Origin of the sequence: Shinella sp. JR1-6, assembly GCF_004284735.1 — a bacterium.
GTDB lineage: Bacteria > Pseudomonadota > Alphaproteobacteria > Rhizobiales > Rhizobiaceae > Shinella.
In genome coordinates, this window is the sequence record NZ_SHMI01000003.1 from 79637 (window position 1) to 93758 (window position 14122).

Here is a 14122-nt window from a genome sequence, read left to right on the forward strand (position 1 = left end):
CTCCCGGCGCCGCACCGGCGCGCGCTTCTCCATACCGGATCGGGCCCCTGTTTGGGAAGGGGCGGGTCAGACGATGGTGCGCAGCAGGGCGCGGAGGATCTGTCCCATCCGTGCATGGCTGATGCCGTTGTCGACATCCGCCGCCCGGTGCACCACGACGAGGTCGAGCGCCGCAATAACGATGATATATTGCCCGCCGGCGCCACTGGCATAGACGATGGGCCAGTCCGTCGCGAGGTCGTCGCCCGGCGCGTTCGCTTCCGCCGACCACCAGAGATAGCCATAGCCGCGCCCGCCGCCGAGATCGGTCAGCGGCCGCGTGCTCTCCGCCACCCACGCCTCCGGCACGACCTGTCGGCCTTCCCAGCGGCCGCCTTCGAGGACCAGCCTACCGATGCGCGCCAGATCCCGGCCGGAAAGACGCATCTTGTAGACGGGGTGACGCGATTGCGGGCCGAAGACATCGGAAACATCCTCGGCCGCAAAATCCTGCATCTGAAGCGGTTCGGCGACCTGCTCCCGAAAGGCCGCTGCGAGCGTGCGTCCGGTCTCCTGTCGGTAGATCGTGCCGAGGGCGTTGAAATCCCAGTTGTTGTAGTACCAGAAGGTCCCCGGCGCGTGGCTGCCGCGCACCGGGCGGCTCGGCTCCATGCCGTAGACACAGGGATGGTAGACGCCGGAGCGCGATTTCATGAGGTCGGCGACAGTCGCCTGCTTCTCCTGCGCCGTCAGCGGCGAGAGATCGTCGATGCCGAGCGCGTCGAGCGTGGCGTGGATGTCGATTTCACCGGCCGCAACGGCGATGCCGTAGAGGATGCCGATCAGGGACTTGCGCACCGAGGCGACGCTCGAGCGATGGGCATGGAAGCCGCGGGCAAAAACCACCTCGCGGCCCCTGACGGCGAGCAGTGCCGTCAGGGGCCGCCGGAAGAAAGCAGGGCGTTGAGATCGTCCAACAGCGCCTCCCGGCGGATGAGGAGTCAGTGGCCAAGTCTTGCACGACGGCGCTTCCGGCGGGAGGCGCGGATAGAAACACTGCTGCCGCAGCGGGGCGGCGGTCGCGCGGCGCTATTCCTGGCCGGCCTCGTCCACCGTCTTGTTGTCGCCCGTCTTGGCCTTTTCTACCGCTGCCGCCTCGCGCTCGCTTTCGCGCACCACATGCAGGAACTCGGCCGCGATGGGCGGGGAGACCTCCACGGTCTTCTTTTCCTTGTCGTAGATGCAGAGATAGGTGATCTGACTCTTCGATTCCGGCGAAAGCCCCTCGATTGCCGCAAGTCCGAAGGATTGCGTGCCTGTCGGCTCGACGAAGACGTTCGGCGTGCCGAGCGCTTCCGGCAGGCTCGCCAGGCAGCTCTTCTCCACGTCGGCGCGGAATTCCTCCCAGGCATCGGGCGAGGAGGCATGGGCGAGCGGGGCGGCGAGGAGAAGCGGAAGGGCGGAAAGCAGGCGAAGATGCATGGGCAGGCTCCGTGTCAGGGGTGTCGGACAAAATGTCCGGAATCGCTTCCGGTTCCATTCGTCATTGATCTGACACGGGAAACGGGAAGGATTTTGTCGCATGTCAGGAAAAATTGGAACCCGGGCGGTTGCCACTTCCGGTCGCCGCTCCTATGTTCCGCTCACGGATTTCATTGAAAAAATTCCGTCGCCAAGAGGAGACACCACGATGGCTTTCGAACTTCCGCCGCTTCCCTACGATTACGACGCGCTCGCGCCCTTCATGTCGCGCGAAACGCTCGAATATCACCATGACAAGCACCACAAGGCCTATGTCGACAACGGCAACAAGCTGGCCGAGGAAGCGGGCCTTCAGGACCTCTCGCTGGAAGAGATCGTCAAGAAGTCCTACGGCACCAACCAGGGCCTCTTCAACAATGCCGGCCAGCACTACAACCACGTCCATTTCTGGAAGTGGATGAAGAAGGGTGGCGGCGGCAAGAGCCTGCCGGGCGCCCTGCAGAAGGCGATCGACAGCGATCTCGGCGGCTATGACAAGTTCAAGGCCGATTTCGTCGCCGCCGGCACCACGCAGTTCGGCTCCGGCTGGGCCTGGCTCTCCGTCAAGGACGGCAAGCTCGCCATCTCCAAGACCCCGAACGGCGAAAACCCGCTCGTGCACGGCGCCAACCCGATCCTCGGCGTCGACGTCTGGGAGCATTCCTATTACATCGACTACCGCAACGCCCGCCCGAAGTACCTCGAGGCCTTCGTCGACAGCCTGATCAACTGGGACTACGTCCTGGAGCGCTACGAAGCCGCTACGAAGTAAGGCGTTCTTCGCTTTCGAAATCAGGAAACCCCGGCTGGAAACGGCCGGGGTTTTTCCTTGCCTTGGAGGTGTCCTGCCATTTGTGTTAGAATGTAAATAAGCGAACGCAGGTAACGAATATGCCTAGCACGACGATGACGATCCGCGTCAGTGCGGACCTCAAGGAAAAACTCGACCGGTTGGCCGCCGAGACTCGGCGCAGCCGCTCCTTTCTCGCGGAGGAGGCGGTCTCCACCTATGTCGCCCGGGAGCTTGCGATCGTCGAGGGCGTCAACCAGGGCCTGGAAGACGTTCGCCAGGGACGCACGGTTTCCCATGAGGAGGCCCTGTCCGAACTCGCGTCTATCATAGACGCGGCTGAGCGCGATTGCCCGTGAGGCGGCCCGTCCGCTGGTCGCTTTCCGCTCTCGAAGATCTCAAACGGCAGATAAGTCATATCGCGCGCGACGATCCCGCAGCCGCCCGTTCGGTCGCCGGCCGCATCGATGCCGCCGCGCTCCTGCTCGGCGAGCGGCCGATCGGTCGACCGGGGCGTGTCGGCGGAACCTATGAGAAATCCGTGCGCGGATTGCCCTACATCATCGCCTACAGCCTCGATATGAAAGATGGTCAGGAAACCCTTTTCATCCTTCGCGTCATTCACACCGCACGCAACTGGCGGGCGAAGGAATGGCCGGAATAGCGTTCACCCCGCCTCCTGCCGCCGGCTCTCCACCCAGCCGGCAATCCACAGCTGCCGCAGCCTGTCGCCCTCGCCGCGAAAATGCAGGCCAGTCGCTTCACAGGCCTCCACCCGGTCGGCGCGGAAGTTGCGGATGGCTTCGCGCAGCTCGCACCAGGCGACGATGTTGGCGGTCTCGGAATAGTAGATGAGGGCGATGGGGCGGATGGTGCGTTCGCTGGCGCGGCCATATTCGTCGCGGTAGTCGATGCGCAGCGTCTCCTCGTCGCGGATCGCCCGGCGCACCGCGGCAAGGTCGATGCCCTCGGGCTGGCGCGGCGTGGTGCCCCAGGCGTGCAGGGCGCGGGCCGAGAACGTCTGGCGCAGCGGCGGCGGCACCGCGCCGGCGATCTTGTCGCCCACCCGCCGGGCGGCCGCCTTCAGCTCCGCATCGCCGGTGCGCTCCAGAAGCGCCAGCGCCAGCACCACGGCCTCGGTCTCCTCGATGGAGAACATCAGCGGCGGCAGGTCGAAGCCGGGGCGCAGGATATAGCCGATGCCCCGCTCGCCTTCCACCGGCACGCGCATCGCCTGCAGGGCGGCGATGTCGCGGTAGATCGAGCGCACCGTCACCTCCAGCCGCGCGGCGATCTCGGCCGCCGTCACCGGATGGCGGGCAAGGCGCAGGATCTGGATGATCTCGAAGAGCCGGGAGGCCTTGCGCATGGTCGTCCCCTTCACAACTGACACATCCCTGTCAGTTGGCTTTCGCTATAGCACGCTTCAAGCGCTTGAAACACAAGGGAGCAATGGGCTTCCGGGCGTGCACCGGCAATGGACAACTGACATGACCTACAGCGAAAACCTCTGGCTCTTCTTCCTGCTCGTCTCCGGCATCATCATCGTGCCCGGCATGGACATGGTCTTCGTGCTGGCGAGCTCCCTTTCCGGCGGGCGCAAGGCGGGGCTCTCGGCGACCTTCGGCATCATGGCGGGCGGCCTCGTGCATACGCTCTATGCGGCGCTCGGCGTCGGCATGCTCCTGCATTTCGCGCCGGGCCTGTTCAACGGCCTGCTGCTTCTCGGCGCCGCCTATGTCGCCTTCATCGGCTGGCAGCTCTTCCGCTCCTCGATCGTGGTGGACGCTGTCGGCAGTCTCGACCGGCGCGGCCTTGCGACCCGCTTTCGCCAGGGCGCGCTGACGAGCCTGATGAACCCGAAGGCCTATCTCTTCATGCTCGCGGTCTTCCCGCAGTTCCTGCGCCCGGAGTTCGGCCCGCTGTGGCGTCAGGCGCTGGTCATGCTGCTGATGATCTGGGCCACGCAGCTTGCCGTCTATGGCGGCCTCGCGCTCGCCGCCGCCCGCAGCCGTGATGCCCTGACCGGCAATCCTGCCGCCACCCGCCTCGTCGGCCGCGCCGCGGGCGTGCTGCTCGTGGCGATCGCGGTGGCTACGGTGTGGCGGGGCTGGGGGGCGGTGTGAGTGTGTGAACACCCATCATTTTGGTTTTCAAAAATATTTTACTTTCCTCGACTTCCTAAAATGCAAAGATGCCCACGCATCGTAAACCGGCGGCGCGGAGGAAACCGCCCGCCAGCAACCGGGAGAACCCGATGAAGTTCAGGACTTTGGCAGCCGCGGCCGCGCTTGCGGTCATCGGCGCGGGGGCCGTCGTGGCGGCGGATGAGCCGCAGGTCGTCCGTCAGGAGATGATGAAGAAGGTCGGCGGGGCCATGGGCGCGCTGGCCGGCATCGGCAAGGGCGAGAAGCCCTACGATGCGGAGGTCGTCAAGGCGTCGCTGACCACCATGAGCGAAGTGGCCAAGGCCTTCCCGGACCAGTTCCCGGCCGGTTCCGAGGCGGGCAACGAAACCGAAGCGAGCCCCAAGATCTTCGAAGCGATGGACGACTTCAAGGCGAAGTCCGCCAAGCTTGCCGCCGATGCCGATGCGATCCTTGCTGCCGGCATACCGGCGGATCAGGCGGCCGTCGGTGCCGCGCTGGGCACGATCGGCCCCAACTGTGCGGGCTGTCATGAGGTCTACCGCATCAAGAAGTGATCGCGGTAGGCCATTCCACCTGAAACGAACAGCGACCACCCCGGCAGAGTGCCGGGGCGGCGTTGCTGAACATTCCCCGCGGCGAGATCCAATCGGCACCGGGTTGTGTGAAAACGGGCGTTCCGGATGCTGCGGTGACGGGGGACGATAGGGGATTTTCATGGCACTCAAGAAACTTCTCGGCGGGATCGTCGTGCTCGGTGCGATCGGCGCCGGCGCCTTCCTGTTTCTCACCGCGCCGGAGCGGCTGCCGGCGGAGGCCTGGGCTGGGGCGGGCGCGCCGGATCTTGCGAATGGCGAGCGCATCTTCCATGCGGGCGGCTGTGCGAGCTGTCATGCCGCGCCGGGCGCGGCGGATGACCAGAAGCTGGTCCTGGCGGGCGGCCTTGCGCTGAAGAGCCCGTTCGGCACCTTCCACGCGCCGAACATTTCACCCGACGAGACCGCCGGCATCGGTGCCTGGACGCTGGCGGAGTTCGGCGACGCCATGAAGCGAGGCACCGGCCGCGACGGCGAGCATCTCTACCCGTCCTTCCCCTATGCCTCCTATGCGCGCATGACCGTCAAGGACATCGCCGATCTCTACGGCTACCTGAAGACCCTGCCGAAGAGCGGCAATGTCGCGCCCGGCCACGACCTGCCGTTCCCCTTCAACATACGCCTTGCGCTCGGCGGCTGGAAATTCCTCTATCTCAACGAGGCGCCGCGGGTGGCGCTGGCGAATGCCGACGAGACCGTCAGGCGCGGCCAGTACCTCGTGGAAGGGCCGGGCCATTGCGGCGAATGCCATACGCCGCGCGATGTCATCGGCGGGCTTGAGACGGGCCTGTGGCTGGCCGGCGGGCCGAACCCGGAAGGCGAGGGGCGGGTGCCCAACATCACGCCGGCCGAGGGCGGCTTCGGCAGCTGGAGCGCGGGCGACATCGTCAGCTATCTCGAAACGGGATTCACCCCGGAATTCGACAGCGTCGGCGGCGCCATGGTGTCGGTGCAGAAGAACATGGCGCTGCTGCCCAAGGAAGACCGCGAGGCGATCGCGGCCTATCTGAAGGCGATACCGGCGCATTGAGGCGGGGCGGTTTCCGGCTCGGCAGCGTCAGCCCATTTGACTGTGGTCATCCTCGGCCTTGAGCCGAGGATTCAGGGCTCGCCCGGCGCGTGGATGCTTGGCTCACGGCCGAGCATGACCGAGGAGCGGGGCAGTAACGCCTCCGCGCCCAAAGTGGAGGGTAACCGGCACGGCAAAGGAGGGCGATCATGCCATCACGCCGGCGCCTTGCGATGCTCGTCACCATACATTGCCAGATAGTCGAACAGCTCGGTGGACCCGAGGCCGATGGCGCCGAGAATTTCGCGCGCGAAGGAGACCGGGGCCGCGCCCGAGGCGGTGATGACGGCGCGGTCGCGGACGGCCTGCGGCTGGTCGCGGTAGAGCGCCGCGCCGCGATAGGCCGGCACGACGTCCGGCAGCTGGCCGCGATAGTTGCCGGTGTGCGCCCGGTCGTCGAGCAGGCCGAGGCGGCCAAGCGCCAGGGTCGCATCGCAGATGCCGGCGACCGGTTTTCCGGCCGAAACGAAGCGCGCGACCGGAGCCGAAAGGTCGGGCGCCTCGCCGGATTGCCAGATCGTGCCGCCGCACAGCACGAGCACGTCGAAATCGGCGGGCGCGGCATCCTCCGCCCTGCCGGCGGATTTTATGGAGACGCCGCCGAGGGAGGTCACGTCCGCGCCGCCGGGCGTCAGGATGACGGTCTCGGCGCCGCAGTCGCCGCGCGCCGTCGCCATCAGCAGCCCGCATTCCCAGTCGGCATATCCCTCGGTCAGCACGATCGCCAGTCTCTTCGCCATGTCGGTGTCCTCCTCTTCGAATCGATCAGCCCAGAGACTGAACGTAACGCATACCGGTCACCGGGCCGGCGCGGAAATCCATCTGCTCGTAGAAGCGGTGCGCACCGAAATTGCCGGTCGCCGCGCTCACCGAAAGGTAGCCGCAGCCGGCGATGCGGGCGTGTTCGCGGGCGCGCGAGACGAGGTGGCGGCCGATGCCGTGGCCGCGATGGTCCTTGCGCACGAAGATCTGGTGCAGCTCCATGCCGCGCTGGCCTTCGAGCGCGCGGTACATCGGCACGAGCAGGGCGTACCCGATCAGGCGGCCGCCGGCTTCGGCGACGAGCGCGGTGATCCAGGGATGGGCGCCGAAGAGATCGCGGTCGAGGTCGACGGCCGAGACCTTCGCCGTGTCGCCGTGGCATTCGGCATGCAGGGCGATCATGTCGAGAATCTGCTGCAGGTCGCCCGGGCGCGCGGCGCGGATGGTCAGCATCGGTGGGCGATCGAGGGCGGCGGGGTCGAGTTTGATGACGGTATTCTGCATTTCGGGCTCCTAGGGTTTTGTGCCATCAGGTGCCCAGAAACAACAAAGCCGCCTGATGGCGGCTTGTTGACATGATCGAACAGCCGCTCCTTATCGGAACAGCCAAAAATACGTCGCGGCGATGTGCGTGCTCTTGATCATGGACGCGATATTCTCGAAATCGCGCCGTTTGTCAATCGGCTTTCGTCGACACCTGCAAAAAGCGGGATGAAAGCGGAGGCGGTCAGACCCCCGCTTCCTCCGTGCCGGCGACGGATTGCCCTTCCGCCGTGCCTGCCTGCTGGGTGTCGTCGATGCCGAGCTGCTGCTTGATGGCGCGGCGGATGTCTTCCTCGATCGCCGATCGCTCTTCCTCGGGAAGCTGCGCCAGGCTCTCCTCGGTCAGGCCGCGGGCCTCCAGCATTTCCTTGCGCAGCCGCTCGGCCGGCGTCATTTTGGAAAGCTCCAGGAACTCGGACATCAGGCTGGCGCTCTCGTCCTCGACCTTGTCGAGCTTGGCCTGGGTCAGCCACAGCGCGTTGGCAAGACCGGAGGGGATCGGGGCCGTAGGGCTGACGGTCGGGACGTTGCGCCCCGAGCCGCCGCCGCCCGTGCCGTCGTAAAGGCTTTCCCCGCTCGTCGCGCGCGGCTTGCCGTAGGTGTAGGCGGAAAGCATGCTGCCGTCGATCTTCATGGAAGGGCTCCCGGAACCTTGATTGCGGGAACCATTACAGGTTGCAGCTTTTGCGAACCTTGCCGCCCTTTACACGTCGCTCTCGATGCGGCCCGAACCGAGCCGCACGACATGGTCCTGCGGGGCGATGACGCTCTTGCGATGGGTGACGGCAAGGATGGTCACGTCGCCCGCAAGCCCGCGGATATGCTGCATGATGCCCGCTTCCGTCGCCTCGTCCAGTGCCGAGCTCGCCTCGTCGAGGAAGAGGAACTGCGGGTCGGCATAGAGCGCGCGGGCGATGGCGATGCGCTGCCGTTCTCCGCCGGAAAGCTTCATGCCGCGCTCGCCGACCATGGTCTCGAATCCCTCCGGCAGGCCTTCGATGAAGGCTAGGATCGCCGCCTTTTCCGCCGCGCGCCGCAGCCGCTGCGGGTCGAGGACGCGGCCGAGCACGATGTTGACGGCGAGCGTGTCGTTGAGCAGCACCGCCTCCTGCGGCACGATGCCGACGGCGGCATACCAGTCGCGCTGGGAAACGCCATCGAGGTCGATGCCGTCGACGGTGATGCGGCCCGCCTGCGGGCGGATGGATTTCAGCGCGAGGCGCAGCAGGGTCGATTTGCCGGAGCCGGTTTCGCCGACGAGATAGGTGATGCGCCCGCGCGTCGCGGCAAAGCCGATCCTCTCGACGCCGCGGCCGTTCTCGTGGGCATAGGAGACATTTTCGAAGGCGAGGCGCCCGTCGTCAGGCGTAAAACCGCCCGACGTGCCCGTATCCGGCTCCTCGGGCGCGGCCCAGATGCGGGCGAGCGGCAGCAGCGAGGCGCGGGCGCGCACCACGTCGTCGAGCGCGTGGCCGATCATCTCGAAGGGCTGGTTGAGCTGCAGCAGCAGCGTGTTGAACAGCACGATGTCGCCGACGCTGAGATCGCCCGCCCGGTAGCGCGGCAGGAGGAGCAGGAAGGTGATGACGAACTGCAAAGCGAGCCCGGCGCCCATCAGCGACGAATAGCCGATGCGTCGGCGGCAGAAGGCCGTCCAGTTGTCGCGCTCCTCTCCGGCCTTTCCGGCAAAACGCGCCTGCATCCAGCCATGGCTGCCGAAATGGCGCAGCGTCTCCATGGCCGTCATGGCATTGCCGATGAACTTGGCGTTCTCCTGCCCGGCTTCGATCGCCGCGTCGAGATATTGCCGTGTGCGATGGTTGGCGATGGCCGTCAGCGTGATGAAGACGCCGCCATAGGCGACGACGATCAAGACGACCTCGAGATTGATCGTCGCCCCGAGCATGACGAGCGCCAGCGTGATCTGGGTGATGCCGGGAATGAAGACGATGAGCGCGAGCTGCACCAGCGTCATCATCGCGCCCTGGCCGCGCTGGCCGGCGCTTTCGATCTCGGCCGGGTTGTGCTCGGTGAAGAAGGCGGCCTGTTTCTTCAGCAGCCGCTCGAACAGGCTGGTGCTGGCGATGAAGCTGAGGTTCTCCGCGCTCATGTAGGAGAGATACTGCACCATGTGCTGGAGGGCTGCCGCGATGCCGATGAGCAACGCATAGACGACAAGACCGGCCGCCAGCATCTCCGCCATCCGGTCGGCGGCCATGGCGTCGATGAGGCGCGAGAAGAGGTAGGGCGCGGCGATGGAGGCGATCGCCGAAAGGAAGACGATGATCGCGACGAGCGCCAGCAGGCCACGCGAGGAGCGCCAGTAGTTGGCAAGGATGATCTTCACCGGCGCGGCAATGAGCCGCCAGTCGTCTTGCATGGCGAATCTCCGGGAGGAGAGGAGGAGGGCGGCATAGTGAAAAGGCCGGCGCGCGGTGGCAACCGCGCGCCGGCCGGATGGCGGATCACGTCTTCGTTACGGCAGCGTATAGGCGATGACGTAGTCGCCGGGCTTGGTGCCGACGGAGCCGTGTCCGCCGGCGACGATCAGCACATATTGCCTGTCGCCGGCCGTGTAGGTCATCGGCGTGGCCTGTCCGCCCGCGGGAAGCCGGGCCTCCCAGAGCTGGCGGCCGCTCGTCAGGTCGTAGGCGCGCAGGTAGTCGTCCACTGCGGCTCCGAGGAAGGCAACGCCGCCCTTGGTGATCATCGGACCGCCGATGCCGGGCACGCCGACCTTGAAGGGCAGCGGCAGCGGCGTCATGTCCATGACCGTGCCGTTCTTGTGCTTCCAGGCGATCTCGCCGGTGACAAGGTTCGCTCCGGCGACATAGCCCCATGGCGGCGCCTGGCAGGGAATGCCGAGCGGGCCGAGGAACGGGCCCATGAAGACGCCGTAGGGCGCGCCCTCGTTGCGGTTGAGGCCCTGTTCGGACCCTTTCTCGCCCTGGCCCTTCGGCGGGATCTGGTCACGCGGCACGAGGCGGGAGGTGAAGGCGAGGTAGGTCGGCATGCCGAACATCACCTGCCGCTCCGGATCGACCGCCACGGAGCCCCAGTTGAACGTGCCGAAATTGCCGGGATAGACGATCGTGCCTTCCAGCGAAGGCGGTGTGTAGCGGCCTTCGTACTTCATCGACAGGAAGTCGATGCGGCAGGCGAGCTGGTCGAACATGCTGATGCCCCACATGTCCCTTTCCCTGAGCGGCGGCGGCATGAAGGTGAGGCCGGAGACCGGCTGGGTCGGCGCGGTGAAGTCCTCGGGGATGGCGCCGGTCGGTGCCGGCACTTCCTTGACCTCGATGATCGGCTCGCCGGTGCGCCGGTCGAGCACGTAGATGTCGCCCTGCTTGGTGGGGCCCACGAGGGCGGGGATGGTGGCGCCGTCCCTGGTGATGTCGATCAGCGCCGGCTGGGCCGGCACGTCCATGTCCCAGAGGTCGTGGTGGACCGTCTGGCGCACCCAGCGCACCGCGCCCGTCTTGATGTCGAGCGCGACGATGGAGGAGGCGTATTTCTCGACATGCTCGCTGCGGCCCATGCCGAGCTGGTCGGGCACGCGGTTGCCGAGCGGGATATAGACGAGGCCGAGGGCGTCGTCATAGCTGAAGACAGACCAGGAATTCGGCGAGTTGACCGTATAGACCTGGCCCTCGGGCAGCGGCGTCGTGACGTCCGGATTGCCGGAATCCCAGTTCCAGACGAGCGCGCCGGTGTTGACGTCGAAGGCGCGGATGACGCCCGACTGCGACTGGGTGGAGTAGTTGTCGTTCACCGCGCCGCCGATGATGATCTTGCCGTCGGTGATGACGGGCGGCGAGGTGGAATAGTAGTAGCCGGCGGGATTGTAGGGCATGCCCTGTTCGAGCTGCAGCACGCCGTTTTCGGCGAAGCTCGTGCAGACGTCGCCCGTCGCCGCGTCGAGCGCGATCAGCCGGGCGTCCGAGGTCGGCAGGTAGACGCGCGTGGCGCAGGTCGTGCCGGCGGCCACGGCCGGATCGGCATAATACGTCACGCCGCGGCAGGTCTGGTGCTGGCGGTCCGGGTTCATGCCGGAGTTGGAATCGTATTTCCATTTCTCCTTGCCCGAGGCCGCATCGAGCGCGATTGCCCAGTTGTGCGGCGTGCACATGTAGAGCGTGTCGCCGATCTTCAGCGGTGTCACCTGATAGGTGGTCTCGCCGACATCGTCGGGCAGCTTCACGTCGCCGGTCTGGTACTGCCAGGCGACTTTCAGCGTGCCGACATTTTCCGTGTTGATCTGGTCGAGCGGCGAATAGCGCTGGCCGTATTGCGTGCGGCCATACTGGTGCCATTCACCGGATGGCACATTGCCGCCGAGGGCGGGCGTGGCGTTGACGACGTCGGTCGGCAGGCTGCCGGCCACGTCGTGCGGGTCCTGCGTCATCGCAAAGCCGGCAACGCCGACGGAGACGAGCACGGCAACGGCGAGCGGCAGGGCCGAGGCCGGGTAGGGCGTGCCGGTGGGGCTGGCAAAACCGAGCGGGCGGCGGATGGCCGGCAGCATCAGCCATAGGCCGAGCAGCACGATGACGCCGCCGCGCGGGCCGAGCTGCCACCAGTCGAAACCGACTTCCCAGATCGCCCAGCCGAGCGAACCGAGGATGACGAGGGCGTAGAGCCAGAGCGCCGCGCCGGAGCGGCGCAGCAGAAGCACGGCGGTGACGAGGAAGGCAAGGCCGGTGACGAGATAATAGGGGCTGCCGCCGAGCGACAGCAGCCACCCGCCTCCGCCCGTCAGCACCAATCCGATGATGGCGAAGAGGGCGGCGGTCAGTGTGAGCAACATGGGGATCTCCGTTGGTGCTGCCGGCCGGGGAGAAGGCCGACAAGACGTCCGGCTCAAGGAGGGACACGGGAGAAATTAGGGCGGAATCGTGGCGCTTCAATCCCGGAGAAGGGGAGAGGAGAAAATTATACTTTTAGACTCATGTTTTGCGGGCGAAACCATCACACGGGGAACTTGCTCTTCACCCTAACCCTCTGCCTGCAAGCGGGGAGAGGGGACGTGCCCCACGAACGGGTGTTGCTTGGGGAAAACGGCGCGGCATATCCCTTCGCCCCGCTTGCGGGGAGAAGGTGGCCGGCAGGCCGGATGAGGGGCAAGCGCCCCGGGTGATGGGCGCCTACAAGGAAGGGGCGGCCTTCAACCCCATTTCGGTCACGTCCCGCAGAAGGTTGCGGTGATCTCCTCGCCGGGCTTGGGCGGCAGGGCGTAGGCGGCGAAGGCGGGCTGGTCCTCGTAGGGCCGCGCCAGCACGTCGTTCAGCGCCGAAAACAGCGAGAAGTCGCCGTGGTCGACCGCCGCCGCCAGCGCCTCCTCGACCTTGTGGTTGCGCGGGATGAAGGCGGGGTTGGCGTTGCGCATCGCCGCAGCGCGCGCCTGCGGGGTCCCGGCCTCCCGCGCCAGCCGCGCGCGCCAGAGGGCAAGCCAGGGCGCAAGCGTGCCGGGCGTTTCGAGAAGGTCTTCCAGGGCTGCGTCCGCTGCCTCGCTTTCGGCCGCGTCGGCAAGGCGCCGGAAGGCGAGCGTATAATCCGCCTTCTGCTCGTAGAGCGTGACCATGAGGTCGCGGATCAGGCCCTGGTCGTCGTCGTCTTCCTCGGCGCCAAGGCCGATCTTCGCCCGGATCACCACCTTCCAGTGATCCTGGAAGCGATCCATGAAGCGGGCAACGGCTGCGTTCGCCATCGCCACCGCCTTGTCCTGGTCGTCGTCGAGAAGGGCAAGCAGCGCCTCGGCAAGCCGGGCGATGTTCCACTGGCCGATGGCGGGCTGGTTGCCGAAGGCATAGCGCCCGTTTCGGTCGATGGAGGAATAGACGGTGCGCGGATCGTAGTGATCCATGAAGGCGCAGGGACCGAAATCGATCGTCTCGCCCGATACCGTCATGTTGTCGGTGTTCATCACGCCGTGGATGAAGCCGACGCCGAGCCATTTCGCGATCAGCGACGCCTGCCGGTCGGCGACGGCGTCGAGCAGCGCGAGATAGGGGTTTTCCGCGCCCTTCAGCGCCGGATAGTGCCTGTCGATGACATGGTCGGCGAGCACGCGCACATTCTCCGTGTCGCCGCGGGCGGCGAAGAACTGGAAGGTGCCGACGCGGATATGGCTTGCGGCGACGCGGGTGAAGACCGCGCCGGGCAGCACCCGGTCGCGATAGACCGGCTGGCCGGTGGCGACCGCCGCCAGCGCCCGCGTCGTCGGTATGCCGAGCGCATGCATGGCCTCGCTGACGATATATTCGCGCAGCACCGGTCCGAGCGCCGCCCGCCCGTCGCCGCGGCGCGAATAGGGCGTCTGGCCGGCGCCCTTCAACTGGATGTCGCGCCGACGGCCGTCGCGGTCGATCACCTCGCCGAGGAGGATCGCCCGTCCGTCGCCGAGCTGCGGCACGAACTGGCCGAACTGGTGGCCGGCATAGGCCATGGCAAGCGGCAGCGAGCCGGGCAGCGGCACGTTGCCGGAAAAATAGCCTGCGCCGTGCCGCTCCAGCGCATCCGCATCAAGGCCGAGTTCCCCGGCAAGCGTGCGGTTGAACGCGATCAGCCGCGGCGCTTCCACCGGGCTCGGATCGACCGGCGCGAAGAAGAGGTCCGGCAGGCGCGCATAGCTGTTGTCGAAGGCGACGGGGCGGCCGACGTCGCTGCGCTGCGGGTTGGTGGCGTTGCTCATGGCGTCCTCTTGCGGCGTTCT

General features: G+C 66.5%; 15 protein-coding genes. 6 read left to right on the forward strand and 9 right to left on the reverse strand.

Going from position 1 to position 14122, the window contains the following annotated elements; all coding sequences use genetic code 11:
• Positions 1–66 precede the first annotated feature (66 nt).
• Both EXZ48_RS05620 and EXZ48_RS05625 read right to left on the reverse strand, forming a co-directional pair.
• Positions 67–1047 (reverse strand): serine hydrolase, encoded by a 981-nt coding sequence (locus tag EXZ48_RS05620; protein WP_130514744.1) that lies wholly within the window; start codon positions 1045–1047, stop codon positions 67–69.
• A gap of 21 nt (positions 1048–1068) precedes the next feature.
• The gene (locus EXZ48_RS05625) at positions 1069–1461 is read right to left on the reverse strand and encodes a hypothetical protein (protein ID WP_130514746.1); all 393 of its coding nucleotides are present in this window, start codon (positions 1459–1461) and stop codon (positions 1069–1071) included.
• A 208-nt stretch (positions 1462–1669) separates the two neighbouring features.
• Between EXZ48_RS05625 and EXZ48_RS05630 the strand changes: the two genes are divergently transcribed.
• The 3 genes from EXZ48_RS05630 to EXZ48_RS05640 all read left to right on the forward strand — a co-directional run bounded on the left by EXZ48_RS05630 (position 1670) and on the right by EXZ48_RS05640 (position 2954).
• Positions 1670–2272, forward strand: a complete 603-nt coding sequence (locus EXZ48_RS05630; RefSeq protein ID WP_024270857.1) for a superoxide dismutase — start codon at positions 1670–1672, stop codon at positions 2270–2272.
• A 119-nt stretch (positions 2273–2391) separates the two neighbouring features.
• The gene (locus EXZ48_RS05635; RefSeq protein WP_023514994.1) at positions 2392–2649 is read left to right on the forward strand and encodes a CopG family ribbon-helix-helix protein; all 258 of its coding nucleotides are present in this window, start codon (positions 2392–2394) and stop codon (positions 2647–2649) included.
• On the forward strand, positions 2646–2954 hold the full coding sequence (locus EXZ48_RS05640) for a type II toxin-antitoxin system RelE/ParE family toxin (protein WP_023514993.1): 309 nt from the start codon (positions 2646–2648) through the stop codon (positions 2952–2954). Before EXZ48_RS05635 ends, EXZ48_RS05640 begins: the two co-directional genes overlap by 4 nt.
• A 3-nt stretch (positions 2955–2957) precedes the next feature.
• Here the strand turns inward: EXZ48_RS05640 and EXZ48_RS05645 are convergent, their stop codons facing one another.
• Entirely contained in the window at positions 2958–3659 is a 702-nt protein-coding gene (locus EXZ48_RS05645; protein ID WP_130514748.1) for a YafY family protein, read from the reverse strand.
• Between the two features lie 121 nt (positions 3660–3780).
• Between EXZ48_RS05645 and EXZ48_RS05650 the strand changes: the two genes are divergently transcribed.
• From EXZ48_RS05650 to EXZ48_RS05660, 3 genes are all read left to right on the forward strand, one after another.
• Positions 3781–4416 carry a LysE family translocator gene (locus tag EXZ48_RS05650; RefSeq protein ID WP_130514750.1) on the forward strand — a complete coding sequence of 212 codons (636 nt, stop codon included), beginning with the start codon at positions 3781–3783 and terminating at the stop codon, positions 4414–4416.
• A 131-nt stretch (positions 4417–4547) separates the two neighbouring features.
• Positions 4548–4994 carry a cytochrome c gene (locus EXZ48_RS05655; protein WP_023516104.1) on the forward strand — a complete coding sequence of 149 codons (447 nt, stop codon included), beginning with the start codon at positions 4548–4550 and terminating at the stop codon, positions 4992–4994.
• 160 nt (positions 4995–5154) lie between these two features.
• Positions 5155–6063: a c-type cytochrome gene (locus EXZ48_RS05660; protein ID WP_130514752.1), complete on the forward strand. Its 909-nt coding sequence runs from the start codon at positions 5155–5157 to the stop codon at positions 6061–6063.
• 194 nt (positions 6064–6257) lie between these two features.
• Here the strand turns inward: EXZ48_RS05660 and EXZ48_RS05665 are convergent, their stop codons facing one another.
• From EXZ48_RS05665 to EXZ48_RS05690, 6 genes are all read right to left on the reverse strand, one after another.
• Entirely contained in the window at positions 6258–6842 is a 585-nt protein-coding gene (locus EXZ48_RS05665; RefSeq protein ID WP_130514754.1) for a DJ-1/PfpI family protein, read from the reverse strand.
• 25 nt (positions 6843–6867) lie between these two features.
• A complete protein-coding gene (locus EXZ48_RS05670; RefSeq protein WP_130514756.1) occupies positions 6868–7368 on the reverse strand; it encodes a GNAT family N-acetyltransferase in 501 nt (166 codons plus the stop codon).
• A 223-nt stretch (positions 7369–7591) separates the two neighbouring features.
• The gene (locus tag EXZ48_RS05675; protein ID WP_130514758.1) at positions 7592–8041 is read right to left on the reverse strand and encodes a hypothetical protein; all 450 of its coding nucleotides are present in this window, start codon (positions 8039–8041) and stop codon (positions 7592–7594) included.
• 69 nt (positions 8042–8110) lie between these two features.
• Positions 8111–9787, reverse strand: a complete 1677-nt coding sequence (locus EXZ48_RS05680; protein WP_130514760.1) for an ABC transporter ATP-binding protein — start codon at positions 9785–9787, stop codon at positions 8111–8113.
• A gap of 96 nt (positions 9788–9883) precedes the next feature.
• Complete coding sequence (locus EXZ48_RS05685) at positions 9884–12217, reverse strand: glucose/quinate/shikimate family membrane-bound PQQ-dependent dehydrogenase (protein WP_130514761.1); 2334 nt, start codon at positions 12215–12217, stop codon at positions 9884–9886.
• A gap of 372 nt (positions 12218–12589) precedes the next feature.
• Complete coding sequence (locus tag EXZ48_RS05690) at positions 12590–14101, reverse strand: YdiU family protein (RefSeq protein ID WP_130514762.1); 1512 nt, start codon at positions 14099–14101, stop codon at positions 12590–12592.
• Positions 14102–14122 lie beyond the last annotated feature (21 nt).

What these genes read in the sequence shown, in the direction of transcription:
- EXZ48_RS05625 (WP_130514746.1), bottom strand. Translation starts at nt 1,461, where the DNA reads ATGCATCTTCGCCTGCTTTCCGCCCTTCCGCTTCTCCTCGCCGCCCCG.
- EXZ48_RS05630 (WP_024270857.1), top strand. Translation starts at nt 1,670, where the DNA reads ATGGCTTTCGAACTTCCGCCGCTTCCCTACGATTACGACGCGCTCGCG.
- EXZ48_RS05635 (WP_023514994.1), top strand. Translation starts at nt 2,392, where the DNA reads ATGCCTAGCACGACGATGACGATCCGCGTCAGTGCGGACCTCAAGGAA.
- EXZ48_RS05645 (WP_130514748.1), bottom strand. Translation starts at nt 3,659, where the DNA reads ATGCGCAAGGCCTCCCGGCTCTTCGAGATCATCCAGATCCTGCGCCTT.
- EXZ48_RS05650 (WP_130514750.1), top strand. Translation starts at nt 3,781, where the DNA reads ATGACCTACAGCGAAAACCTCTGGCTCTTCTTCCTGCTCGTCTCCGGC.
- EXZ48_RS05655 (WP_023516104.1), top strand. Translation starts at nt 4,548, where the DNA reads ATGAAGTTCAGGACTTTGGCAGCCGCGGCCGCGCTTGCGGTCATCGGC.
- EXZ48_RS05660 (WP_130514752.1), top strand. Translation starts at nt 5,155, where the DNA reads ATGGCACTCAAGAAACTTCTCGGCGGGATCGTCGTGCTCGGTGCGATC.
- EXZ48_RS05665 (WP_130514754.1), bottom strand. Translation starts at nt 6,842, where the DNA reads ATGGCGAAGAGACTGGCGATCGTGCTGACCGAGGGATATGCCGACTGG.
- EXZ48_RS05670 (WP_130514756.1), bottom strand. Translation starts at nt 7,368, where the DNA reads ATGCAGAATACCGTCATCAAACTCGACCCCGCCGCCCTCGATCGCCCA.
- EXZ48_RS05675 (WP_130514758.1), bottom strand. Translation starts at nt 8,041, where the DNA reads ATGAAGATCGACGGCAGCATGCTTTCCGCCTACACCTACGGCAAGCCG.
- EXZ48_RS05680 (WP_130514760.1), bottom strand. Translation starts at nt 9,787, where the DNA reads ATGCAAGACGACTGGCGGCTCATTGCCGCGCCGGTGAAGATCATCCTT.
- EXZ48_RS05685 (WP_130514761.1), bottom strand. Translation starts at nt 12,217, where the DNA reads ATGTTGCTCACACTGACCGCCGCCCTCTTCGCCATCATCGGATTGGTG.
- EXZ48_RS05690 (WP_130514762.1), bottom strand. Translation starts at nt 14,101, where the DNA reads ATGAGCAACGCCACCAACCCGCAGCGCAGCGACGTCGGCCGCCCCGTC.